This window comes from Rossellomorea sp. DUT-2, assembly GCF_052665285.1.
Map to the genome: position 1 here is coordinate 827,016 of NZ_JBQPEO010000002.1, position 24,783 is coordinate 851,798.

The window sequence follows — 24,783 nt, forward strand, 5'->3', positions numbered from 1 at the left end:
AAGCTTTGTGTATGTAGGATTTATGGCGTCCCAGGAGAGATTCGAACTCCCGACCGTACGCTTAGAAGGCGTATGCTCTATCCGGCTGAGCTACTGGGACGTGATTTGTTTTTCAAGGACAATATTTATTATATTCACATAGCATCAATAAGTCAACAGATTTTCAAAAAAAGTTTAAATTAATTTTCCGGGACCGCTTCATCTATCTTGAATAATGGAAGAGAACCCGCTGTGGCAGGTTCTCACAATGATTTTACAATTGAAAGGATTGAGTCAATTCGTCCAGAACTACGTGATCATGAGTTAAGAATGTTACCTTTATTTCCTGATCACTTGCTTCAACTAATGCGTAGGTTCGTTCTATCCTGCCTCTTGGCAAAAGGATGCTTCCCGGATTCAAGAACAATGTGCCATTATTCATTTCTGCACCGAGTGTGTGTGAATGACCAAAGAAAACAAATTGCGCTCCAACTTCTTCAGCTTGATAACGCAGCTTCATCAGTGACATTTTAATTCCATACAGATGACCGTGTGTCACCATAATTGAATGGCCCTCTACCTTTTCAACAAGATTGTCGGGTAACCTGGCATCCATATCACAGTTTCCCCTCACCACAAGGTAGGGGGACAATGCCTGGTCATCTGCACTTAATTCAGAATCCCCGCAGTGAATCATGGCATCTACGGTAGACTGATACTTCTCTGATAGCTCGAATAGCTCTTCATTTGAACCGTGACTATCACTTACAACCAATAGTTTCATTCCGCTCACCCTTTAAATAAAGTCTGAGATTATGTTCTTTAGCTTTTTCAAGGCATTTCCACGATGGCTGATCTGACTCTTCTCGTCCTGAGATAGCTCAGCCATGGACTTTTGAAGAGTAGGAACGTAGAAAATCGGATCGTACCCAAACCCATTCGTTCCCCTCTTTTCTTGCAAAATCATGCCTTCGCATGTTCCTGTAACGGTCCTGGTTTCCCCATTGGGCCCGGCAATCGCTAAAACACAGTGAAAACGTGCGGTACGGTCGGATTCTTCAACAGATTCAAGCTCACTTAATACCTTGTCCATGTTCGCCTCGTCACTCTTCTCTTCACCTGCGTAGCGTGCAGAATACACTCCCGGGCGACCTTCCAGGGCATCGATGGCCAAACCTGAATCATCCGCTATCACCAGTACTCCCAATTCCTGCGCAACCGTTTCAGCCTTTAATATGGCATTTTCTTCAAACGTTTCACCAGTTTCTTCAACATCCTCAATGTGAGGAAGGTCTAGTAATGTTTGTACCTCATACCCGTATGGAGCAAACATATGTTGAAACTCTTTTGCTTTTCCCCTGTTTTTCGTGGCTATGATCACTCGTTTTGTCATCTACAGTCTCATCCCTTTATTGAAATCTTTTTACTATATCGCCTAATGATTGCTGCTGAATTTGGAATATCTCGTGGATTCCTTCTTGTCCAAGTTTTAACAGTTGCTTCAATTGATCCATCGTAAAGGTTGCTTCTTCCCCTGTTCCCTGCAGCTCTACAAATTCGCCTTCACCCGTCATGATGATGTTCATATCCACCAATGCGCTGCTATCTTCAATATAATTCAAATCAAGAACCGCCCCGTGCTCTTCAACAATCCCCACACTTGTGGCTGCCAAGAAACTTTTCAGTGGAAAAGAAGATATTTTTTTGCTGTCTTGAAGCTTTGCCACTGCCATTGCCGTAGCAACGAAAGCCCCAGTGATCGAAGCCGTTCTTGTCCCGCCGTCTGCTTGAATGACATCACAATCAATCCAGATTGTACGTTCTCCTAACGCATCCAAATCGACTACAGCTCGGAGCGCCCTTCCAATAAGACGTTGAATTTCCATTGTTCTTCCTGAAACCTTCCCTTTAGAAGATTCGCGAATGTTTCTCGTTTCCGTTGCCCTTGGCAACATGGAATATTCTGCCGTGATCCACCCTTTTCCACTGTTTCTCATAAAAGGAGGCACTCGTTCTTCGATGCTGGCATTACAAATGACCTTTGTTTCTCCAACCGTTATGAGGACGGAGCCTTCCGGATGCTTCACATAATCTGTCTCGATCTCAATATTCCGCAATTGATTCTTTTCTCTACCATCTGTTCTCATATCATTACCTCCTGTATTTTCGTACGTTATGTAAAAACGGTCTAATCAAAAATAGAAGAGGTGGCATTATTCCAACCTCTTTTCAGATGTTTCTATAATAGTATATCAAAAAATCGTTATTTAAAAACTAATTGCATTCACATTTTCTGGTCTTGTCACTGGTTCGGTGATGGTTTCGCCGTCTTTAGACACTACCGTTGCTTCACCATTGACTAAAACAGAGACTCCTTTAATCCCTTTTTGCTCTGTCAAAGAAAGAACGAGAGAATTTAACATATGTTCAGAAACCATTTTTTCTTCAAGGCTTCCATAAACTGCTTCGTTAAAGTTCAATGTAACGGTTCCGTCTTCAAGCTTCGGATCGTCTAATAGTTTGGCCCCTGTAAAATCACTTGCGAGTGCAGAAGAGTATCCTGGTCCATCAATCAACTCTTTCACAACCGCCGTGACTTCATCCACTGAATTTGAGCTTACGCGTTTAGTAACAGGCACGTAATACGTTTTATCATCCGTTTGCGATACATAATACACCGTTAGTGGTTTTGTGCTCGTAGGATCCACCACACCGGAAGTATCCACGTTAATACCGACTTTTCTCGTTAATCCTTTTTCATCAATCGGTGTTCCGTTAACAGGCATTTCAGTCAGTGGATATCCATTCACTCTAAGCTCTACTTTTTCAACTGAATCAAATTGAGTAAGCGTCCACGTGACGGATTGAAGAATTTTCTGCTCATCTTCAGGCTGGTAGTTATTGAATTCCGGAGAGAAATCGGCAATGGCCGTTCCGTCTTTAATATCGACCGTCACTTGCGTATCCGCCGGAAGCACGGCTCTAAAACCATTCGGCAGCACATTTTGAACCGGTCCATTTACGACCAGATACTCAAGAGCTTGTTTTGCCACACTTTCTTCACCTGGGAGCGGAAGCGATTGTGAGACAACATACCCCTTTTTATCGATTAGATAAAGCTCTGTCATGACCGTTTCAGCAGTTGCTTCTTCCTTGCTCACTTCTTTTTCTGCGTCTTCTCCTTTAGCCGTATCCACTTTCTCCCCTTCTTTTAAGTAGGATAGGTCTTGAGGAGGATCGATTTTCTCTTTATCATCACCGAAACTAAGTAATCCACAACCTGAAAGATATACAGAAGAAGCTAAAACCGTTACAGCAATTGACACCTTTGCTTTTTTTGCCATTGGGAAACCTCCTAAAAGACAGTTTGTACTAACATGTATACGAGCCCGCTCTATAAAATAGACCGAAACTTTAATAAAAATAGTACAACCAAATGCGGAGGCGGCTTGGACATGAACTTAAACTGAGGTGTGTCGAATTTTGTAGAACGGTTGATATACTGAAAATAAGGTTGATAAAATGAAAAAACGGTTGATATATTGAAATGACGGTCGATAAATCAGAATTGCGGTTGAAAAATTAAAATAACGGTCGATATCCCTGCCACCGCACTCCCTTCATTCCCCCAAAGCAGTTAAATCCCTCCACCAGAGCAGGATTTTACCAACTTCCCCCCCGTTCATACCCCGATTGCCCATAAAAAATAAAAGAACCACCCGATCACAAGATACTAATCCTGTAATCGAATGGTTTCTGCTTTCACTTCTCCGACTGTCAGCCAATCGGAGGCAATACGTGAAAAGATGGCCGAAGACCCTGTGTTGAAAAAGCGGTGTTCAGGCTTTTGTACTCCCCTGTATAGGAGATTGTAATAATCGAGAATCGTACTTACTTCCCGTGCCGTTTCATCTCCAGAGCTTATCACACTGATCTCCGGACCCATGTAGGCTTTGATCTTAGGCTGTAATAGCGGGTAGTGGGTGCACCCCAGAATCAGCGTATCGATATCCGTATCTTTAATGGGGCGGAGAGTCTCTTCTACTATTTCTTCCGCCATGGAGCTATTGTATTCTCCACTTTCTACTAAAGGGACAAATTTCGGGCAGGCCAGTGACGTGACATCCAAGCTGCCGTGCAGGGAGTGGAGCGCTTCTACATAGGCACCGCTATTAATCGTCCCCACTGTTCCAAGGACACCTATTCTCTTATTATGAGTATGCTTGATTGCCGCTCTGGCCCCAGGGTGAATGACGCCTATAACCGGGATGTCCAAATGGGTCTGAATTTCATCCAGCACAACCGCAGTGGCGGTATTACATGCGATGATCAGCATCTTCATATCATATTGCATGAGATATTGGGTCATTTCCCATGTGAATGTTTTCACTTCTTGAGCTGTTCTGGGTCCGTAGGGACAACGGGCTGTATCACCAAGATAGTAGATGGTCTCTTTCGGTAGCTGACGCATCACTTCTCTGGCAACGGTAAGCCCCCCAACCCCAGAATCAATGATGCCAATTGGTTGAATCACGTTATTCCCTCATTCTGGTTTCATTTCTTGATGAAGCTTTGCTAAATTATCTTTTAATAGTAACACTTCTTGTTCGGAGAAATCCGTCAGGACACTCTGTAAATAATCTTGCCTTTTATTGATGACTTCTTCAATAATTCTTTCGCCCTCTTTTAGCATATGAATCCGGACGACCCTGCGATCATTTTCATCCTTCACGCGTTCCACCAACTGATTTTTCTCCATTCTATCCACGAGATCGGTTGTGGTACTGCAGGCAAGGTACATTCTATTTGAAAGATCACCAATGGTCATATCACCATATTCAAATAACCACTGCAGTGCAATGAACTGCGGCGGGGTGATGGTGTACTGACTCAATATTTCCCTTCCTTTTTGCTTAATGATCGATGATATGTAGCGCAGGTCTTTTTCTATATCTGCAACAACTTGTAATTCTCCAATGATTTCTTTAGAATTCGTCATGATTACTCTCCTTTTAAAATCAGAAACCGGATATGTACTCCTTATTGAAAACGGGAATCGATCGCATAAGACCTTCCTGTTTTAGCTTCTATTATATGATGGGACCTAAGTGACCTTTCTTTCATCCTAGACTTCCCCTACTAGCATTTTCGCTCTTTTTTTGTAAAAATTCAAGACAAGTTCACAAATGGTCCAGAACTAAAAGAGACTGACTCTCATTCAAACATCAATAGGCATCCGCGGAAGACCCGTTAATTGTTTGTCATTAGAATCAGTCCCTTACAATTAAAGCTTGAGTTCCCCCATGCGAAGAAGCTCTACAACAGCTTGAGATCGCCCCTTCACTCCAAGCTTTTGCATGGCGTTGGAAATATGATTCCGAACTGTTTTCTCGCTAATAAATAGATCACTAGCTATTTCTTTAGTTGTTTTGTCTTGAACTAACAGTTCGAATACTTCTTTTTCTCTTTTGGTGAGCAACGGTTTGTGTGTAAAATCATTGTCCTTCAATTATGGTAACCCTCCTTGCCTTCGCCAGCTTTAAACCGCGGGGATGGGTATTGTGGTCGTCAGAATATCATATGTGAAGGGAGGGTTTGGAGTGACATAGAGAAGGAAGTTAAATGAAAAATAGGCAACGGTTTTTACAACACACTACAATGGGCTAAGATACCGCCATTTTGCAGTCAAGCTTCGCCTTCATTTCTTCCGTCCAAGGGACACCTTTTCCGGTCTGTTTTGATATTTGGACCATGGTTCCTCTACCTGTAAAGCAAACCTCTTCTTTTTCATTCAGACCCATATAGTGTAAATCCACTGAAGATTTCCCCACACTATTCGCCTTTACACAAACCTTCAGCTGTTCGTCGAAGAATACTTGTTTGACAAAATCACATTGTAGATCTGCAACGACAGGAATCGTATCGTGTTCAGGTTTTACCCAGTTTTGCATAAATCCTTTGTGTTTAAAAAATTCGATTCTAGCTTCTTCGAAATAAGTGAATGGAATTGTATTGTTCATATGTCCAAACATATCAGTCTCGGAAAACCGAACCTTTATATGGATTGAAAATGAAAATTCTTTTTGCCATGTTGCTATATCATCAATGTATGTAAAATGTTTCAAATTGGCTCCTCCTTTTGGGAAATGAATATAGAATAAGAAAATGAATGATCATTCATTATTTATTATAATCTTTTTCTGATAAATAAGAAACCTATAAAGGACAAAAAAAGCACTCCCCGAAGGAAAGTGCTTTTTGACTGTTACGATTAATCAACCATATGGTCGCTTCCGAAGAAGTTTTTAAACATTTGGAAAGTGGTCTCTCTATTCAGTGCTGCAATCGATGTCGTAAGAGGAATCCCCTTTGGACATGATTGAACACAGTTTTGAGAGTTCCCGCAGTTTGCAAGGCCACCGTCTCCCATGATCGATTCAAGTCTCTCATCCTGGTTCATGGCACCCGTTGGATGGGCATTGAACAGACGGACCTGTGATAATGGAGCAGGACCGATGAAGTCCGATTTGCTGTTTACGTTAGGGCATGCTTCCAAACAAACACCACATGTCATACATTTAGATAATTCATACGCCCATTGACGTTTTTTCTCCGGCATACGCGGTCCGGGACCAAGATCGTATGTTCCATCAATCGGAATCCATGCTTTTACTTTCTTTAAGCTGTCGAACATGCGGCTGCGGTCTACCTGCAGGTCACGAACAACAGGGAAGGTACGCATAGGCTCCAAGCGGATCGGTTGTTCCAATTGATCAACTAAAGCGGTACAAGATTGTCTTGGCTTCCCGTTGATCACCATTGAACAAGCTCCACATACTTCTTCTAAACAGTTCATATCCCAGTTAATCGGAGTAGTTTGTTCCCCTTTTGCATTGACCGGATTACGACGGATTTCCATCAGTGCAGAAATAACGTTCATATTCGGACGGTAATCAAGCTCGAACTCTTCTTGGAAAGGGGCTGTTTCCGGGCCATCTTGACGAGTAATGATAAAACGGACTCTTTTGTTTTCACTCATCATTTATTTCCCCCTTTTTTCTTAGAATAGTCACGCTTCCGTGGTGCAATCAGTGAAGTATCTACTTCCTCGTAATGGAATTCAGGTGAATTCGTTGCAGCATTGTATTTAGCCATCGTTGTCTTCAGGAATTCTTCATCATTACGTTCAGGGAAGTCAGGTTTATAGTGAGCTCCACGGCTCTCGTTACGATTTAAAGCACCGATTGTAATAACACGGGCCAGTTGCAGCATGTTCCACAATTGACGGGTGAATGTTGCCCCTTGGTTGCTCCATTTAGCCGTGTCATTGATATTGATGTTTTGGTAACGCTCCATTAATTCCTGGATCTTTTCATCTGTCTGTTTCAGCTTATCGTTATGACGTACAACGGTTACGTTATCCGTCATCCACTCACCAAGTTCTTTATGAATGACATAAGCATTCTCAGTACCATTCATGGACATGATGTTGTTCCATTTTTCTTCTTCCTGTTTCACATAACGATCGAATAGAGAAGAAGGGACGGATTCAACTGTTTTCTCAAGCCCTGAGATATATTTAATAGCATTAGGACCTGCAACCATACCACCATATATTGCGGATAGTAATGAGTTCGCTCCTAAGCGGTTTCCTCCGTGCTGAGAATAATCACACTCACCAGCAGCGAATAAACCAGGGATATTGGTCATTTGATCATAATCCACCCATAGTCCACCCATTGAATAGTGAACCGCAGGGAAGATTTTCATTGGTACTTTACGCGGGTCATCACCCATGAACTTCTCATAGATTTCGATGATTCCGCCAAGCTTAATATCAAGCTCTTTTGAATCTTTATGAGATAGATCCAGGTAAACCATGTTTTCACCGTTAATACCAAGCTTTTGGTTTACGCACACATCAAAGATTTCACGTGTTGCGATATCACGGGGTACAAGGTTTCCGTATGCAGGATACTTCTCTTCAAGGAAGTACCACGGCTTTCCATCTTTATATGTCCATACTCGTCCGCCTTCACCACGGGCCGATTCACTCATGAGGCGAAGCTTATCGTCTCCTGGAATGGCTGTCGGGTGAATTTGAATGAACTCACCATTTGAATAGTAAGCACCTTGTTGATAGACGATCGATGCGGCTGAACCTGTATTGATAACAGAGTTGGTGGATTTACCGAAGATAATCCCGGGTCCTCCAGTTGCCATGATCACTGCATCAGCTGCGAACGATTTAATTTCCATCGTTTGAAGATTTTGAGCAACGATTCCTCTTGCCACTCCTTCGTCATCGACCACGACGCCAAGGAATTCCCAACCTTCGAACTTATTCACAAGCCCTGCTACTTCATGACGTCGAACCTGCTCGTCCAACGCATACAATAATTGTTGACCAGTCGTAGCACCAGCGAAAGCTGTTCTATGATGCTGCGTTCCACCGAAACGACGGAAATCCAGTAATCCTTCCGGTGTACGATTGAACATGACTCCCATACGATCCAGTAAATGAATAATCCCCGGTGCCGCTTCAGTCATTGCTTTAACGGGTGGTTGGTTCGCTAAGAAATCCCCACCATATACTGTATCATCAAAATGTTCCCAAGGAGAGTCTCCTTCTCCCTTGGTATTAACGGCGCCGTTAATACCACCTTGTGCACATACAGAGTGAGAACGCTTAACGGGTACCAGTGAGAATAAATCTACTTGCGTTCCTTTTTCTGCTGCTTTAATTGTGGCCATCAGGCCGGCTAAACCGCCACCGACAACGATGATTTTGCCTTTACTCATCGTGACTCACTCCTTTTCCTACCATACTTCGAGAGCACTTATTTAATCTATTAGACTCGTATCTATTTCTTCTTATACGAAGGCAAAAATTGCACGCATACCGACAACCGATAACGCTACAAAGATTCCGATCGTAACATATGTAGCAATTAATTGAGAACGAGGTGAAACTGTAATTCCCCAGCTCACGCAGAATGACCATAAACCATTCGCAAAGTGGAAGATTGTTGAAAGAACACCCAGCACATAAAACCCTAGCATAAATGGATTAGATAAGATGTTTTCCATCATTTGAAAGTTCACTTCAGCCCCAAATGCCGCTGCTACTCTTGTTTCCCATACATGCCAAGTAACAAAAATAAATGTGATTACTCCAGACACACGTTGAAGTAAAAACATCCAGTTACGGAAATAGCCAAACTTACTTGCATTGTTCTTAGAAGTGAATGCAATGTAAATTCCGTAGATTGCATGGAAATACAATGGAAGGAAGATGATAAAAATTTCAAGGATATAACGGAAAGGTAAACTTTCCATGAAGTGTGCCGCCTGGTTAAATGATTCTTCCCCGCCAGTGGCAAAATGGTTCACGACTAAATGTTGTGTTAAAAATAATCCAACTGGAATAACACCTAGCAATGAATGAAGCCTGCGATAATTAAATTCTCGATTTCCAGCCATGATTTACCCCCCTTAATGATAAAATATGAATTCGTTTTCTAATGCATTTTTAGAATGACTAGACGACGATACATATTTTATATTGTAACAATAATGTGACATGTTCATTTTACTCCCAAGGAGTGGAAGCGTCAAGAAAACGTATACATAATTTCGACAATACCGCAAAAATATTTTCAATTTATTGATAACAGAAAAGATGAGGTATCGTCCCGTTAAATGTTCGAAAATTCAAATAAATTTTAAATAAAAGTTATATCACCAAAATATCCCAAGGTCATTTTTCAAGGTATGGGATGATAAATCCCCTTTTCATGTATATAATAGTTTTATAGAAAGAGGGGATTTACTTGGAACAGAAAAAAGAAGAAGTACAACAACCGTCCGTTCCAATCTTCGGATATGAAATGTTACGTGACATATTGATTCCAGAAATTTTAGGAAAGCATACTCCCGATATATTATACTGGGGTGGAAAACAGCTCTCTCGGAAATTCCCCCTTCAGTCATCAGAGGAACTGATATCGTTCTTCGCTGAAGCCGGCTGGGGAACTCTTACACTGCTGGAACAAAAAAAGAATGAGATGACCTATGAAATAAGCGGACCGGTGTTAGAACGACGCCTTGCCTTAAAGTCGGATGTAACATTCAAACTGGAAACGGGCTTTCTAGCCGAACAAGTACAGTTACAAAAGAAGTGTGTGGCAGAAGCTGCCGACGAACTACATAAACGAAGTCAGTCAGTGAAAGTGATTGTAAGATGGGACGAGAAAGATAAAGTAGAATAGTCCCTGCACAACCTATAACTAATACTTTAATAAAGGGTTGCCCCAATCGATGGGGCAACCCTTTTTCACTTGTCCCTTTCATTGCTACTTTAGTATTATAACGTGATTTCTTCCATCTTCACCGCGTCCAGGTTAAAGGCAGTATGTAGGACGCCTGCTGCTTTTTGCATATTTTTCTCGTCTACGACTGCCGATACTTTGATTTCAGACGTGCTGACCATTTTCACCACGATGTCGTTTTGAGCCAGCACTTCGAACATTTCCGCCGCCACCCCTGGATTGGAGATCATACCGGAGCCGACGATTGATACTTTTGCAAGCTCACTTTCATGCTCAACATGGGTAAAGCCCAATGGCTCTTTGTTCCGTTCCAGAACAGCAAGGGTTTCCTCCAAGTCTTGTTCTTTAATAGAGAATGATAAATTGGTCGTATTCTGATCGGTCTGGCTTTGAATGATAATATCTACATTCAGGTGATTTTTGGCTAAGGTCGTAAACACTGAAGATAGTCCCGTTAATGCGTTTCCTAGTCCAAATACAGTTACACGGGTGATTTCCCCTTCAAAGGCTACGCCTCTCACGATCAGGTTTTGTTCCATGCTTGCTTCCTCCTCAATATACGTTCCTTCAACTTTTTCAATACTGGATCTGACCTCTAACGGAATTTGATAATTCTTGGCAAATTCCACTGCCCGTGGATGCAGGACTCCGGCCCCTAAATTAGCCAGTTCCAACATTTCATCATAGGAAATGGACGGTAACTTTCGTGCTCCATTAATATAACGCGGGTCCGTTGTGTATACCCCGTCTACATCTGTATAAATATCACAGCGTTCTGCTTTCAAGGCAGCCGCGATCGCAACGGCGGTTGTATCCGATCCGCCACGACCGAGAGTTGTAATTTCCCCCGCTTCAGTCATCCCTTGGAATCCTGCTACGATCACCACTCTTCCCGATTGAAGGTGACTCATCATCTTTTCAGTATGAATATTGGTGATCCTTGCATTACTGTGAACGGATTCCGTCTCGATCCCTGCCTGCCAGCCTGTGAAAGAGATGGCATCATGTCCGGATTGAATCAGGGCCATCGTGAGAAGCGAAATGGTGACCTGCTCTCCTGTAGAAAGAAGCATATCCATTTCTCTCTTACTTGGCTGCGATGTAATTTCCCTTGCCAATCCAACGAGTGTATCCGTCGTTTTCCCCATGGCGGATACGACGACCACAACATCATTTCCTCTTTCTTTTTCTTCTGCGATTCTTGACGCAACATTTTGAATTCTTTCCACAGAACCTACTGAAGTCCCACCGAATTTTTGAACAATAATACTCACAGCTTCTCCCTCTTTCTCAATCGAGTGCTTCGTTAAGACTCATTTTTTGATGGTGAAGAGTACAATCACAATCATCCTAAAACGTTCATGGAACAGGTTCATCACCTGCGCTGGATAATAAAAAAAGCAATGAGAATAATATCTCATTGCTTAATGAACATACAGCAGAACATACTAAATAGGTTCATGGGCATTGTGAGATAGCTCTCCAAGATTGAATCATCTTGACAATCCTACATTTCTTAAACGTAGAACCAGCGGAATCAGCATGAGACCAAAACCACTTCGGCGAATCTCCCCTTTCCAGGCATCTCAACAGAGCTCATACTCCTCTTTACCTGTACTTTTGAAGTTCGCACCTCTATCACCACTTTAAAAAGTGATAATGTTATAAATTTTCGTTAATTATAGCACAGGGGAAATATTGATTCAATGTCTAATTGAAACAATATTTCATTTTATTATTCATTCGTGAGCTGTTTTGAATGAGCATGCGGTGGTTGATTTCCGCTGCAGGTGCTCGCTTTCCGCGTGGCGTGGGTTGAGCCTCCTCGGGCTAAAGCCCTGTGGGGTCTCAACTTCCACGCGTTTCCCGCAGGAGTCGAGCACCTTCCGCTCCAATCAACTCTGCTAATTCAAGGATTACTTCTACACCAAACAATAAACATCACGTACCTAATAATAACTTATTCAATAGCATTCCATTGATTTCTAACATTCCCTATTTTAATTTCTGCACCAATTCCTTTGCAACAGCTTCAGGAATTCCTATTTCGACAAATTCCTCCACACTGGCTTCTTTCATTTTCTTCATGGAGCCAAAGTGTTTAAGAAGCTGTTTCTTTCGTTTTGGTCCGATGCCGTCAATATCGTCAAGGGTGGACTGGAAGGCGCTTTTTCCTCTGAGCTGTCTGTGGAAGGTGATGGCAAATCGGTGGACTTCATCCTGGATCCGCTGCAGCAAGTAGAATTCCTGGCTTCTCTTTCCCAGAGGGATGATTTGCAATGGATTCCCATACAGCAGTTCCGACGTCTGATGCTTATCGTCTTTCGCAAGGCCGCCAAGCGGGATATCCAACCCTAACTCATTCTCAATGACATCCCTCGCCGCTTCAATCTGCCCTTTTCCTCCATCGATAATGATGAGATCCGGTAAAGGAAGACCATCTTTTAGAACTCTCGTATACCGTCTGCGAACGACCTCCCTCATGGATTCATAATCATCAGGGCCTTTCACGGTTTTAATCTTATACTTTCGATACTCATTCTTCGCAGGCTTTCCGTCAAGGAATACGATCATCGCAGACACAGGATCCGAACCTTGGATATTCGAGTTATCAAATGCTTCGATACGGAAGGGAGTATAAATGCCCATATGCTCCCCTAGACGTTCGATCGCCTTAATCGTCCGCTCTTCATCTCTTTCAATCAGGGCGAACTTTTCTTCAAGTGCCTGTTTCGCATTCTTTTCCGCAAGCTTGACCAATTCTTTCTTCTTTCCCCGTCTAGGCTTGGTGATTTTCACCTCTATCAGCTTAGCCGCCAATTCTTCATCAATCTCCTCAGGTAAAAAAAGTTCCTTTGGCTTAAAATGATTGGATTTCGAATAAAACTGACCTAAGAAAGTCAGAAATTCGTCCTCGGGTTCATTGTAGAGTGGGAAGAGTGACACATCCCGTTCAATGAGCTTACCTTGACGTACAAAGAATACCTGTACACACATCCAGCCTTTATCAACGGAATATCCGAACACATCCCGATCAGTGAAATCGGTCATGGTCATCTTTTGCTTTTCCATTGTCGCTTCAATGTGAAGGATTTGATCACGAAATTCCTTCGCTCTCTCAAATTCCAGATTCTCTGCTGCTTCATTCATTTTCACCGTTAATTGATTCTTGATCTCTTTGTATCCGCCATTCAGGAACCTGGAAATTTCGTCAGTCATTTGTCTATATGTATCTTTGCTTACTTCTTTGATACAAGGAGCCAGACATTGACCCATATGGTAGTAAAGACAGGCCCGATCAGGAAGGGTGGTGCATTTTCGTAACGGATACAGTCGATCCAGGAGCTTTTTCGTTTCATTTGCAGCTCCTACGTTAGGATACGGACCAAAGTACCGGCCTTTCCCCCTTTGGACTTTGCGGGTCGTAATAAGCCTCGGGTGTCTCTCGTTCGTTAACTTGATAAACGGATAGCTTTTATCATCCTTTAACATGACATTGTATTTAGGGTCATATTTTTTGATCAGGTTCATTTCAAGGACAAGGGCTTCCAGATCGGATGAGGTCATGATGTATTCGAAGTCCTCAATTTCACCTACCAGCCGTTGAGTCTTGGCATCATGAGAGCCGGTGAAATAAGAGCGTACACGATTCTTCAGAACTTTTGCTTTCCCCACATAAATAATCGTACCCTGTCTGTCTTTCATCAAATAACATCCCGGCTGATCCGGTAATAGAGCTAATTTATTCGTAATGGTAGGGTTCATCGTCTCTCTCCCTTCTTGTCTGCCCATTTATAGACGGTGATGGTTGAATAAACAGGATCGAATAGCTCCTGTGAATGGAATACTTGGACTTTTTCTATTTTTTCATCAAGGTTTTCAATACCCTGTTGTTTGAATCCTTTAACCACTGCTCCGGTCAGGTAGATCTCTTTATTCGTATGCTGAATGTCCTGAAGGAATTGAGAATAGGTTAACACACGCTTATGTGAGTAAGATGCATCCAGATAGGAGTATACTCTAGTTTCTTCCCATGTGTATACCACAATCGGACTTTTCTCATTTTGCTCTGTGAAGTATGACCCTGTTTTGTAGACGGCGGGTGCAGAAGAGTGATAATCGTTCAATACGCCCACACTCGTTCCTATATGCAAAATAAACCAAAGACTCAGAGTGATGATTTTCATTGCATTGAGTTTTTCCATCCATCCTATTAACAAGAAAAATCCTGCTATTATGGCCAGAGGCAGAATATGTCTCGGTTTTTCAATATTTTGTGCAATTAACCCCCAGATAAAATAGGAGCCAAATGCAATCAGGAGCAATATAGTGCCTGTACCAGGTTTAGTCCACTTTCCAGACATTTTTACACTTAATATAAATAGAAGCGCCGTGATGACCATAATAGAAAGTGATTGTGTAAATAATCCGTTCCAGCCTATATTCATAAATATATAATTCCATAACCTTTCAAATAATCCTGTATCGGACTCTACCGTTCCTCCCCATTCCGTAAAGTGTCCGTCGGTAAAACCAAAGGCAATCTGTAGCAGGGTCTGAAGGCTCCCCGCATTGGCAGCCAGTGCCGATAGCCACACCCCTTGTGAAAGTATGAGAAGAGTCAGATGAAAAGCGATGGCTTTCACTTTTTCTGAACCATTGCCACTCTCCTTCCAAAACACAAACCAATAGTAGAGGATCCCCGCACCAAAACCGATATAGGATAATCGTATACCCATCAAGATGGCAAATAGGAGAATGGGAAGGACAGCCGCATCCTTCGTCTTCCGTATGACAGCCCGGTGCAGACTCCATAAGTACCACCATAATACCGGGATGGCAGCACCTTCACTCATAGCTTGAACGGTCATCACACTCGGATAAGAAAGGGAAAAAAGGAAAAGCGTCGCAATGATGGCTTTCTTTCTCTTAAGGTACTGGCCAAATAGCCAATAAACAGGAAGAATCGAGCTAACCAGCAAAATCGTATTGAAAATCTGAAGGGATAGAACCGGGTCATCAATAAAGATGCGAACCATCATTCCCCCGAAAATAAAAAAAGGGTACCCTGGAAAATGAGGCTGCATCTTCAATAAATCAAATTCAATCACGCCCAGAGCATAATCGACTTCGTCCCAGCTTGATGCATAGGGCGGAAGCAATATAAGTCTGTATATAAAGTACAGGCTGAAAACAACCAATATACTTATCATCCATTTGTTTAAATGTTTATCAATCATTGTTTTTCTCCTGTTTCTCTCCAAATAAAAACCAACTCAGTTTGAAAACCTTCTTAGCCTATTGTAAGGCTTTATAAGAAAGGTTTCCAATCATGAGTTGGTTCAGGGGGATTTAAGCATTTATTGATTTTACATCATCCGATTTTTTGATTGTCTTTTTCTGTTGTTCCATCCCCGCAGGCACGGACTTTCGATTAAAAGGGTTAATAAGTTTATCCGTTCGGATTAAGTATATCCATAAGAATACGAATCCGAAGTAGAACCAATAGGCAAGCACCTGTTCAATCGTTGGATTGTGGCTATAGCCGAACATTGCCGCCATGAACAGACCAACTTGACCGCTGATCAGAACCTCATTTCCTGTGTCTCTCTCATAGTGAAGTTCATCTTGAAAGTGCTCAGGCATAATTTCCACAAGATTATATACTTCCGCGGGTTTCCCTTCTGCTGTTGTATATAAAGAGCCCATGATCCCAAGATCCTGAAGAATCCCTACTCCTTGAACAAGTAACCCGGCTGCGATGAACATGATCAGCAAACCTGTCACATTAAAGAACGTTTTCAACTTGAATTTCATGGCACCTGAGAAGAACGCATATCCAAGAACCATGGCAAGTAATAATCCACTGAGGGCTCCGTAGCTTGTGAATACTTTCGTTACGTCTCCTCCACTGATGGCAGCGAAGAAAAATACGGTTTCGACACCTTCACGAAGGACGATCAAGTATGAGTGAATGATCATCGCTGATACGCTGCCTGCCGTTAAGGCCGCATTGATCTTCTTCTCCATTTCCGTATTGATCCCTTTGGACTGTTTTCTCATCCAGCCAACCATATGAGTCAGCAGGAAAACGGATGCAAACATGATGCCCACCTTCAAGTAAACTTCAGCTCCAAAACTCGAGAACCCTGTCAGGACGACTTGGAACAGTAAAGCGACTAAAAAGCTGGATACAAGTGCAAGCAAGACTCCTACATAAACCCATTTCTTATATTTGTCTGCTTTTAATCTTGTAAGATAAGAAAGAATCAACCCAACAATCAGAATGGCTTCTAAAGACTCTCTCAGTGTAATCAAAAATGCTTGGAAATCCACTTTGTTTCCCCCTTTGTTGCCTTGGATTACTGTTTATTTTTACGTTTATTGATCGTAATAAGTACAATAAGAATCAAAATCAGTGCTAGTGAGAAATAGAGCCAGAAGCTTGAGCTTCCCCCTTCTCCCATTCCATCTAAAAACCCAAGATTCTCTTCGTTTAAATGACTTTCATCGGCTTTTTCAGAAGGAATCGGAAATAACGGTCGAAGTTCTTTGATGATCGACTCTACTTCTTTATCGAAAGCATCAGGATCATTATCTTTGCTTCCAATCCCGAACAACCCGGGATTTCCCAAAGAATTTAGGGCAGTATCGAATGAAGCATAAATCTTATCTGCCTCTTCCTGGCTTTTTTCTTCAACAACAAATGGTTCCAATACATTAAAAGTCCCTCTTGCTTTGGCAAGAAGAAGTTTCGCCTGACCATAATCGTCGAATTGATCTTGAGCAAAATGCAGTCTTCTTTCGATATTCAGCATCAATGCGGCTCTCCAGCTTTCTAATAAAAGATCCTTGTCTTTTTCCTCGAAAGCTTTCTTAATGTCGGGCTGCACCTTTGAAAAATATAGTTCAAAATCCTTTTCATACGAATCATATATTTTCTTTGCATTATCCCAGTCATCATTCTCTAAGCTGCTTTCGAGCTCTTTATACGCTTCAGCGATTTTCTCTTCTCCTGGATCCCCATAAGAATAAGCAGACGCCTGTGACGGGATAAATATGTAATTGAGAATAAATATCAATGTTAGACTAAAAAAAAGGCTTTTTTTCATATGGAAATCCTCCTGTATTTTCAATGATAATGATTATCATTATACTTGTCAATACGATTTTAAAGGCTTTCAAACGATGTTTCAGAAATTTTGTGAACATTATATTCTATATCCACTTTTTCAACAGGCCGTTTCATTTCTTTCGCGATCGCCGGAAGTACATTAAACATATAAGCTTTGAACTTGATGAAGGATTGTCCCTTCGTCCGAACTCTATATTCAATCGGAACTTCCGTCATTCTGAAACCTTTACGCATGATATTTAGCGTCACCACTTGAGCATAATTATAGTCATGAATGATTTCGGCATGTTCCATTACTTGTTTAGAGAATGCTCTCATCCCTGATTGACCGTCATAAATCCAGGTTCTCAGCAACACACATTGTAGTAAGGTGAAACAATAATTGCCGAGGCGACGATGGATCCTCATCCCGTCGATGGTACCCTTAAAGCGTGATCCCATTGTATAGTCTGACTGATTTGTGAAGATTGGCTCTAATATCTCTGGAATTTGAGATGCAGGATATTCTCCATCCGCATCAATCATGACACCAATATCCGCCCCTTTTAGCAGCGATTCCTTTAACCCTCTTCTTACTGCCGCCCCTAAGCCTGAATTACGTTCCATATGTACGATATAGTCTGCTCCTGCTTCTTCAGCAACCTTAACGGTGTCATCGGTCGACCCATCATTCACGACCAGTACTTCCACTTGAACATCAGGATGAAACTCTCTGGGAATGTCACGGATGACATCCCCGATGGTTTCTTCTTCATTATAAGCAGGCAAAAAAACAACAACCTTCTGTTTATTCACGGTGTTCTTCCTTTCTTCTAAATGCTTCTTCTAATACAGGTCCACGTGCATGGCTCGGGAATGGTGCTCCCAGAATATGAGCGATGGTGCTGGCCATGGAAACAAGACTATGCTTTGATTCTACTTTGCGTCCCTTTTGGATATTAGGTCCATGCATGATAAATGGCACGAATCGCTCTCCTTCATCAAGATGCCCGTGTCCCCCGATTCCATCAGCCTGTCCATGATCGGCACAGATAAATAATGTTGTGTTTTCCATCTTGCCTTCTTCCGTCATCCATTGGACAAAGTCTTCAATCAATCGGTCTGCTTCTTTTATCTTTTGCAAATACTCGTCATATAAAACCCCGCGACTGTGCCCAGTTTGATCGGTCCCGATCATTTGTACGATGAATAAATCCGGATCTTGTTCTTTCATGATATGCTTCGCTTTTTTCATGATTGTCGGATCCGCTTTATCGTTATGCATGACGGCTGTGAACGTATCCACGTCAGACCCCATGGAATCGACCAGATGGGCAACCCCTAAAAGCCTTCCCTTCTTCCCTACTTTTCGTAAAGAGTCAAAGATGCTTTCGACTTTAATCCCCAGCTTCCAAACCATATTCGAAGTGATCCCGTGTTCATACGGATACGTCCCGGTGAACATGGATGAAAAACAGACAACCGTGCGGGCAGGATATACCGTCTCCATGTTGGAGAATTCTGTTCCTTCTGCCTTGAGGGAATCCAAAAACGGGGTTTCCGCTTCTTGAAAACGTTCCTTCCTCATCCCGTCCACCACAATGACCACTACACGATCTGCCCGATCCTCTTTCCAATCTTCCGCCTCTTTTGCATATTCTTCATACATCTTTGGCTTCCAATCGAATAAATAACGGTGAAGAATGAAGGTGAAAACCAAAAGACCTCCAAAGAAGCCTAAGAACTGAACGATGGGCAGCTGCTGGCTTGTATCGAGGAGTGAGTAGGTGTACTGCCAGTAAGCCAGCAATAATAGAAATTTAGGAAGCTGCTCCTGGGCATTTCCACTTGTAGAGTCACTGTTTTTCAGTACAAGCTTCCAGAACCTTGTGAAGTTAAGCCACGACGTTCCGATGCGTAAGTGATAATATAATGTTCCCCAGAATAGAATCGTGAAGAAAAAGTAAAGACCGATTCCTAACAGGGATAACCCGAGATTCCATTCCCATCCAATGATTAAGTAAGCCACAATCGGCAGCCACAGGTAGTTCCTTAAAAACAATGGGAAATCATAAACAAAAAATAATATAAAAAGTGGTAGGGTGATCGCTAAACTAATTGTGAAATTCAGCCAAAATGGTAACGAGGCAAAATCACCAAGATGAAAGAGAAGCATCGTACCTACAGTAAAAATGGGTGTGAAGGGTTTTCCTTCATTTAATAAATTCCAGCAGCGTGCTGCTACCTTTTCAAACTTAGAGGCGCTTTTCACTTCATGCCCCTCCTTTTCTTTTACTTAACTTTTTAATGAGTGTCAGTGAAATAGGATACTTCACCAGCGCATACAGTCCAACTGAATAGGAGAATATGAATTTGATCCCATGTGTCAGAACTGCGATGGTAATACCTGTTTCCATTGGTATTGAGAATTGATTGAGGCCAAAAGCCATGATCGTTTCATAATTCGCAAGCCCACCGGGTGTAATTTGAAAGACCTGACCGAGAATGGTTAGGCTATTCACCCAGATCCCCTGAAAGGTCGAGATTCCTGTATTCGTTGCGATGCATACAGACAGCAACAGGGCCGCTTCCAATATCCAACTGATGAAAACAAGGAAAAATGCATAGGAAAATCCCCTCCCCTTTATGAGAGAGAGCGTGACATTCCATTGCTGATAGAGGAATTGACGCTTGTAATAAGAGATCCATCCTATCACCAATAAGATGATTCCTCCGACCACTAAAATGAAATCTGTTGATAATGGGTTTTCCAATGCTACAAACGATATCCCCATTGATACGAGTAGACAGAGTGAAAGGATATCCATCAGCCTTACTATAATAACAGATTGAGCCGAAGCTGATTTAGATAATCCTTCTCTTTCATATAAAATATACGAACGGAGAACGTCCCCGCCCTTGATGGGCAGCAGATGATTGAGTGCCAAGCTGTACCAAAGACCATACATGGCACTGGAAAGCTTGATTTGATCACCTAGAAGTTTTTTCGTGGCTATCCCTTTTAAATAGAAAGAGGATCCGTAAATGACCATACCCGAAATCACCATGACGGGATGAAGACTCAGCTGGTATAAAAACCGTTTAAACTGCTCATGGTCCCATCCTGTTGCAATGAACCATATAAAATAGCAAACGATTACGAGTCCGATAATGAACTTAAGAGATTTATAAATGCTTTTCATTTTGTTTTGCCCACAGAATGGTATTCCCTATTCCCTCTTCAATGGTGGTGGTTGGAGAATATCCCAGGTGAGATTGAGCCTTTGAAATATCTGAATGAGTAGAAAAAACATCCCCGAGGCGATATGCATCATAGTTCACGTTCATTTCTGGAAAATGGTGACGAAGAATCTCTAACAATCTAGTCATTTTCACTACCCGACCACTTCCCAGATTGTAGGTTTCTCCTCTTTTCCCCTTTTGTAAGGTTAATTCAATCCCGTGAATGATATCATCGATATACGTATAGTCCCGTCCACTATCACTGCCAAAAATGGAGATGGACTCGTTTTTCAGAAGTTTCGAAATGAATTTAGGAATCGCCATATCCGGTCTTCCCCATGGGCCATACACCGTAAAGAAACGAAGGATGTTCACATGCATATCGTACATATGTGCATACATATGGCAGAAGCTTTCTGCACTCCACTTCGAAGCTGCGTATGGAGAAATGGTCATACCGTCTGCATCCTCTTCCTTTAACGGTATACCCGGCTTATCCCCATAAACAGAGGATGAAGACGCAAACAAGAAATGTTTGACTCCGGCTTCTCCACAAGCCTCTACCATATTGATGGTGGCTTTAATATCATAATCCACATATTTCAGCGGCTCCTCCAATGAATAGGCCACCCCTGGCAAAGCGGCTAAATGGATGACCGCGTCGGGCTTCAATTCATTGATAATCGCTCTAGTCTTATCACGATCTATGAGATCAACTTCGTATAAATCCCCAGTAGGGAATTTAATCTCACTCAAATGCTGTTTTTTACGATGAGCTGAATAATAGGTATGGAAACAATCAATGATTGAAACCTGATGACCCACTTTGAGAAGCCTTTTTGTCAGGTGCATCCCGATAAATCCCGCACCACCTGTAATCACTATTTTCACTTTCATCACACTCTCTTGACTTTTAGACAATAGGTTTAGTTTAGCACAATCGTGCATGGAGAATAAGAATTACTTACAAATAGAGACTGACCTCAACATAAGGCCAGCCTCCATACACTATATTATAATTGATTCAGGATGTTAAGAATAGCTTCACTATGCTGTTTCGCTTCATCTGCTTTTTCAGATGAGATCGCTTCAAACCACTTTTGAGAAAGATCAAATAGCTCTTGTGATTTCTCTTCTCCAAGTTGATTCTTCACGTCCACCTCTAGCATTTTAACAAACATATTGCCTTCCATAGCCTCTACTTTTGCTTTCGCAACATCACCAGACTCTACAGCTTCTGCAGCTTCTTCATGATATCCTGTTGCTTTACCTTTGATTGCTTTCGTATAAAGTGAATTTACTTTATCAGCATCAATCGTGGATGGATCATTTTCCAGCGAGAAGATGGAATCCAATTCATTCGCAGCAGCCTCGTCTCCACCAGCTAAAGATCCTTTAATAGCCTGTAGGAAACCATATCCTTCTGCTTGCATAATCGCTAACTCTTCCGTATTTCCTTCTTCAACCGCTTTGCTGATTTTTTCAGCATACGAATTTGAAGCAAGGTAATAGCTTTGATAGATCGATTTATCTGTCACTTGCTTATAAACAGCAAAGTCTTCCGCATTTGAATCAGCCAATGCTTCTTCCTGTAGAGATAGACCGTTGTTAATGTTTTCTACCATGCTGGATTCACCTGACAATTCATATAAGCTATCACGCTTTTCAGCTGTAGGAATGAATACATTTTCTGCTAAGTACTTAACTTCAGCAAACTTTGCTTTGGCATCATCCACTTTATCCGCCTCAATGTCCTCAGCTGCTTGCCCCTGTAATCCTTTTTGAACTTGATAGAAATACGATTGTGTCAGTTTATCAATGATTTGACGTGCAACGTTTTTCTCAAGCTCGCCTGATTGACCGCCTGAAATAGCGGCTTCAATCCCTTGAGAAAATTCACCATTCACTTCATTTACCGATGCTTGTAACTCAGAAGTATAAATGTCATTGACAGTCTCCCAATTTACTTCCTTGTCTTCTTTCATCTTCTCTAATTCAGCTTTCATATCTGTGTACGCTTTAACTTGTGATTCTGCATTTAGTGCCATTTCTTCTTTTTCTTCTTTTGGTTCTTCTTGCTTCTCTTCAGATGATTGATCTGTTTCTTTCGGTTCTTCAGATGTGCTTCCGCAACCTGCTAAAACGGAACCTGTTAAAAGAAATGCTGCGAAAATTTTGGTTAAGTCTCTCTTTTTCATATGTATGTACCTCCAGAATGTATTGAACTATAAATGATAATGATTTTCATTTCCGTTTAAAATTATATCGAGAATGATTCTCATAGTCAACGTTTTTTGAAAATTTTGTTGAAATAAAAAAAGCTCTTTTTTACTTGAAGCTCTGTCCCGAAATTTTCTCTTATAGATCTTCAGGGAAACTACGTAGACTCTAGCGGAAGTACAGGTGTGCCTAGAACCGGGAAGCGAAGCCGAAGAGACGCGGCCCGACGCGACCTGCAAGTAAAACAGTCCCCCTCACCATCTAGCACACACTGGTGGACAGAACCAAGCAGATCCAATGGCACTAAACACAACAATCTTTGAGAAAAGAGCCAAAAATAAAAAACACCGGGGCTGTCATGACAGCCCCGGTGTTTTAATAGTGCTTATTATGCATGTTTGTTTAATAGTTCAGCAAGTGCTTCCTTAGGTTGGAAACCGATTACTTTATCTACAACTTCGCCGTCTTTAAGGACAACTAAAGTCGGGATACTCATAACCCCGTATTTACCTGCTGTTTCCTGGTTTTCATCAACGTCAACTTTGACGATTTTTACTTTGTCGCCCATTTCTCCATCTAACTCTTCCAGAACTGGAGCGATCATTTTACAAGGTCCACACCAAGGTGCCCAGAAATCTGCTAATACCAGTCCAGAATTTGTTTCAGTCGAAAATGATTGATCAGTAGCATGTGTAATTGCCATTTATATGCGCCTCCTAAAAACTTTGAATGTAACGTAAGTATAGCACCGTTCTTTTTGTGATGCTATTAATCTGCTCGTAGGTAATATTCCCTTCAGATAACGGAATATACAGGGAAGAAAAATAAGGATCAGCCATCCGGCCGCATCCTTATTTTCACTACATACTATGCTCTTACCCTTTAGACGCTACTTCAAAACGTCAATGGAATTAAGAAGAGGATACTTTAAGCTTTTTAAACTCTTCAGTCAGCATCGGTACCACTTCGAACAGGTCACCCACGATTCCATAATCCGCTACGTTGAAGATGTTCGCTTCAGGATCTTTGTTGATCGCAACGATGACTTTTGAATTCGACATACCCGCTAAATGCTGGATGGCTCCAGAAATTCCACAGGCAATATAAAGGTCAGGCGTTACAACTTTACCTGTTTGACCAATCTGCAGGGAATAGTCACAGTAGTCGGCATCACATGCTCCACGTGATGCTCCTACAGCTCCACCAAGAACATCCGCCAGTTCTTGAAGAGGATTGAATCCATCTTCACTTTTCACTCCGCGTCCGCCGGCAATGATGACTTTCGCTTCAGAAAGGTCTACACCTTCGCTTGCTTTACGTACGACTTCTTTAATGATTGTGCGTAAGTCTTTAATATCGACGGAAAGGGAAGAAACTTCTCCTGTACGTGATTCATCTTTCGCTAATGGTTCGATGTTATTCGGACGAATCGTCGCAAAAATCACACCGCCAGTCACGATTTTCTTTTCAAATGCTTTCCCGGAATAAATCGGTCTAGTGAAAACAAGGTTCCCTCCAGCTTCTTCAAGATCCGTTGCATCAGAAATCAATCCTGTGCTTAGCTTACTGGCCACTTTAGGAGACAGATCTTTTCCAAGTGCAGTATGTCCGAAGATGATACCTTCAGGCTTCTCTTGGTCGATAACCGATAGTACGGCTTGAGAGTAGCCATCCGGCGTATACTGCTCCAGTTTATCATCTTCCACAACCACTACTTTGTCCGCACCATATTGAATCATTTCATTCCCTAAAGCGCTTACACTTTTGCCAATTAAAACGGCTACTACTTCTCCACCTTCAGATACTGTTTTACCTGCCGCAATCGCTTCAAAGGAAACATTACGTAATGATCCGTCCCGAACTTCTCCAAGTACTAATACTTTTCTCGCCATGTTA

At 42.0% G+C, this 24,783-nt stretch carries 24 protein-coding genes, 1 tRNA gene and 1 riboswitch; of the genes, 1 reads left to right on the top strand and 24 read right to left on the bottom strand.

Annotation, left to right across the window (positions count from 1 at the left end):
* Positions 1 to 23 precede the first annotated feature (23 nt).
* From ACOSV2_RS09965 to ACOSV2_RS10020, 12 genes are all read right to left on the bottom strand, one after another.
* A tRNA-Arg gene (locus ACOSV2_RS09965) sits at positions 24 to 100 on the bottom strand.
* Positions 101 to 253: 153 nt separating this feature from the next.
* Positions 254 to 763 (bottom strand): metallophosphoesterase, encoded by a 510-nt coding sequence (locus ACOSV2_RS09970; protein WP_428974938.1) that lies wholly within the window; start codon positions 761 to 763, stop codon positions 254 to 256.
* A 12-nt stretch (positions 764 to 775) separates the two neighbouring features.
* On the bottom strand, positions 776 to 1,372 hold the full coding sequence (locus tag ACOSV2_RS09975) for an XTP/dITP diphosphatase (RefSeq protein ID WP_428974939.1): 597 nt from the start codon (positions 1,370 to 1,372) through the stop codon (positions 776 to 778).
* 16 nt (positions 1,373 to 1,388) lie between these two features.
* Positions 1,389 to 2,126 (bottom strand): ribonuclease PH, encoded by a 738-nt coding sequence (gene rph, locus ACOSV2_RS09980; protein ID WP_113969535.1) that lies wholly within the window; start codon positions 2,124 to 2,126, stop codon positions 1,389 to 1,391.
* Positions 2,127 to 2,246: 120 nt separating this feature from the next.
* On the bottom strand, positions 2,247 to 3,323 hold the full coding sequence (locus tag ACOSV2_RS09985; RefSeq protein ID WP_428974940.1) for a GerMN domain-containing protein: 1,077 nt from the start codon (positions 3,321 to 3,323) through the stop codon (positions 2,247 to 2,249).
* Between the two features lie 389 nt (positions 3,324 to 3,712).
* Positions 3,713 to 4,513 (bottom strand): glutamate racemase, encoded by an 801-nt coding sequence (gene racE / locus ACOSV2_RS09990; protein WP_113969537.1) that lies wholly within the window; start codon positions 4,511 to 4,513, stop codon positions 3,713 to 3,715.
* Positions 4,514 to 4,522: 9 nt separating this feature from the next.
* The gene (locus tag ACOSV2_RS09995; RefSeq protein WP_113969538.1) at positions 4,523 to 4,978 is read right to left on the bottom strand and encodes a MarR family winged helix-turn-helix transcriptional regulator; all 456 of its coding nucleotides are present in this window, start codon (positions 4,976 to 4,978) and stop codon (positions 4,523 to 4,525) included.
* A 285-nt stretch (positions 4,979 to 5,263) separates the two neighbouring features.
* The gene (locus tag ACOSV2_RS10000; RefSeq protein WP_032087424.1) at positions 5,264 to 5,488 is read right to left on the bottom strand and encodes a helix-turn-helix domain-containing protein; all 225 of its coding nucleotides are present in this window, start codon (positions 5,486 to 5,488) and stop codon (positions 5,264 to 5,266) included.
* A 154-nt stretch (positions 5,489 to 5,642) separates the two neighbouring features.
* Positions 5,643 to 6,104, bottom strand: a complete 462-nt coding sequence (locus ACOSV2_RS10005; RefSeq protein ID WP_428974941.1) for an acyl-CoA thioesterase — start codon at positions 6,102 to 6,104, stop codon at positions 5,643 to 5,645.
* Positions 6,105 to 6,250: 146 nt separating this feature from the next.
* Positions 6,251 to 7,018, bottom strand: coding sequence for a succinate dehydrogenase iron-sulfur subunit (sdhB, locus tag ACOSV2_RS10010; RefSeq protein WP_149156252.1), 768 nt, complete (start codon positions 7,016 to 7,018; stop codon positions 6,251 to 6,253).
* Positions 7,018 to 8,781: a succinate dehydrogenase flavoprotein subunit gene (gene sdhA, locus ACOSV2_RS10015; protein ID WP_113969540.1), complete on the bottom strand. Its 1,764-nt coding sequence runs from the start codon at positions 8,779 to 8,781 to the stop codon at positions 7,018 to 7,020. The genes sdhB and sdhA overlap by 1 nt, the downstream gene beginning before the upstream one ends.
* 72 nt (positions 8,782 to 8,853) lie before the next feature.
* Positions 8,854 to 9,462 carry a succinate dehydrogenase cytochrome b558 subunit gene (locus ACOSV2_RS10020; RefSeq protein WP_148969863.1) on the bottom strand — a complete coding sequence of 203 codons (609 nt, stop codon included), beginning with the start codon at positions 9,460 to 9,462 and terminating at the stop codon, positions 8,854 to 8,856.
* Between the two features lie 350 nt (positions 9,463 to 9,812).
* On the opposite strand from ACOSV2_RS10020, the gene ACOSV2_RS10025 reads away from it, so the two are divergent.
* On the top strand, positions 9,813 to 10,250 hold the full coding sequence (locus tag ACOSV2_RS10025; RefSeq protein WP_428974942.1) for a YslB family protein: 438 nt from the start codon (positions 9,813 to 9,815) through the stop codon (positions 10,248 to 10,250).
* A gap of 95 nt (positions 10,251 to 10,345) precedes the next feature.
* On the opposite strand, the gene ACOSV2_RS10030 is transcribed toward ACOSV2_RS10025, so the two are convergent.
* The 12 genes from ACOSV2_RS10030 to ACOSV2_RS10085 all read right to left on the bottom strand — a co-directional run bounded on the left by ACOSV2_RS10030 (position 10,346) and on the right by ACOSV2_RS10085 (position 24,779).
* Complete coding sequence (locus tag ACOSV2_RS10030) at positions 10,346 to 11,584, bottom strand: aspartate kinase (protein ID WP_428974943.1); 1,239 nt, start codon at positions 11,582 to 11,584, stop codon at positions 10,346 to 10,348.
* 193 nt (positions 11,585 to 11,777) lie between these two features.
* A riboswitch (Lysine riboswitch) is annotated at positions 11,778 to 11,956 on the bottom strand.
* 349 nt (positions 11,957 to 12,305) lie between these two features.
* Positions 12,306 to 14,075 carry an excinuclease ABC subunit UvrC gene (gene uvrC, locus ACOSV2_RS10035; RefSeq protein ID WP_428974944.1) on the bottom strand — a complete coding sequence of 590 codons (1,770 nt, stop codon included), beginning with the start codon at positions 14,073 to 14,075 and terminating at the stop codon, positions 12,306 to 12,308.
* Positions 14,072 to 15,550, bottom strand: a complete 1,479-nt coding sequence (locus ACOSV2_RS10040; RefSeq protein ID WP_428974945.1) for a hypothetical protein — start codon at positions 15,548 to 15,550, stop codon at positions 14,072 to 14,074. The genes uvrC and ACOSV2_RS10040 overlap by 4 nt, the downstream gene beginning before the upstream one ends.
* A gap of 112 nt (positions 15,551 to 15,662) precedes the next feature.
* Positions 15,663 to 16,646 (bottom strand): FTR1 family iron permease, encoded by a 984-nt coding sequence (locus ACOSV2_RS10045; RefSeq protein WP_428974946.1) that lies wholly within the window; start codon positions 16,644 to 16,646, stop codon positions 15,663 to 15,665.
* A gap of 26 nt (positions 16,647 to 16,672) precedes the next feature.
* Positions 16,673 to 17,422, bottom strand: a complete 750-nt coding sequence (locus tag ACOSV2_RS10050; protein ID WP_428974947.1) for a hypothetical protein — start codon at positions 17,420 to 17,422, stop codon at positions 16,673 to 16,675.
* A gap of 59 nt (positions 17,423 to 17,481) precedes the next feature.
* Complete coding sequence (locus ACOSV2_RS10055; RefSeq protein WP_428974948.1) at positions 17,482 to 18,240, bottom strand: glycosyltransferase family 2 protein; 759 nt, start codon at positions 18,238 to 18,240, stop codon at positions 17,482 to 17,484.
* Positions 18,233 to 19,696, bottom strand: a complete 1,464-nt coding sequence (locus ACOSV2_RS10060; RefSeq protein WP_428974949.1) for an alkaline phosphatase family protein — start codon at positions 19,694 to 19,696, stop codon at positions 18,233 to 18,235. Before ACOSV2_RS10060 ends, ACOSV2_RS10055 begins: the two co-directional genes overlap by 8 nt.
* A 1-nt stretch (position 19,697) precedes the next feature.
* Positions 19,698 to 20,627: a lysylphosphatidylglycerol synthase transmembrane domain-containing protein gene (locus ACOSV2_RS10065; RefSeq protein ID WP_428974950.1), complete on the bottom strand. Its 930-nt coding sequence runs from the start codon at positions 20,625 to 20,627 to the stop codon at positions 19,698 to 19,700.
* A complete protein-coding gene (locus ACOSV2_RS10070) occupies positions 20,611 to 21,558 on the bottom strand; it encodes an NAD-dependent epimerase/dehydratase family protein (RefSeq protein WP_428975100.1) in 948 nt (315 codons plus the stop codon). Before ACOSV2_RS10070 ends, ACOSV2_RS10065 begins: the two co-directional genes overlap by 17 nt.
* Before the next feature lie 122 nt (positions 21,559 to 21,680).
* A complete protein-coding gene (locus tag ACOSV2_RS10075) occupies positions 21,681 to 22,865 on the bottom strand; it encodes a hypothetical protein (RefSeq protein WP_428974951.1) in 1,185 nt (394 codons plus the stop codon).
* A 410-nt stretch (positions 22,866 to 23,275) separates the two neighbouring features.
* Positions 23,276 to 23,590 carry a thioredoxin gene (gene trxA / locus ACOSV2_RS10080; protein WP_113969551.1) on the bottom strand — a complete coding sequence of 105 codons (315 nt, stop codon included), beginning with the start codon at positions 23,588 to 23,590 and terminating at the stop codon, positions 23,276 to 23,278.
* 208 nt (positions 23,591 to 23,798) lie between these two features.
* A complete protein-coding gene (locus tag ACOSV2_RS10085; RefSeq protein WP_397552020.1) occupies positions 23,799 to 24,779 on the bottom strand; it encodes an electron transfer flavoprotein subunit alpha/FixB family protein in 981 nt (326 codons plus the stop codon).
* Positions 24,780 to 24,783: the final 4 nt, after the last annotated feature.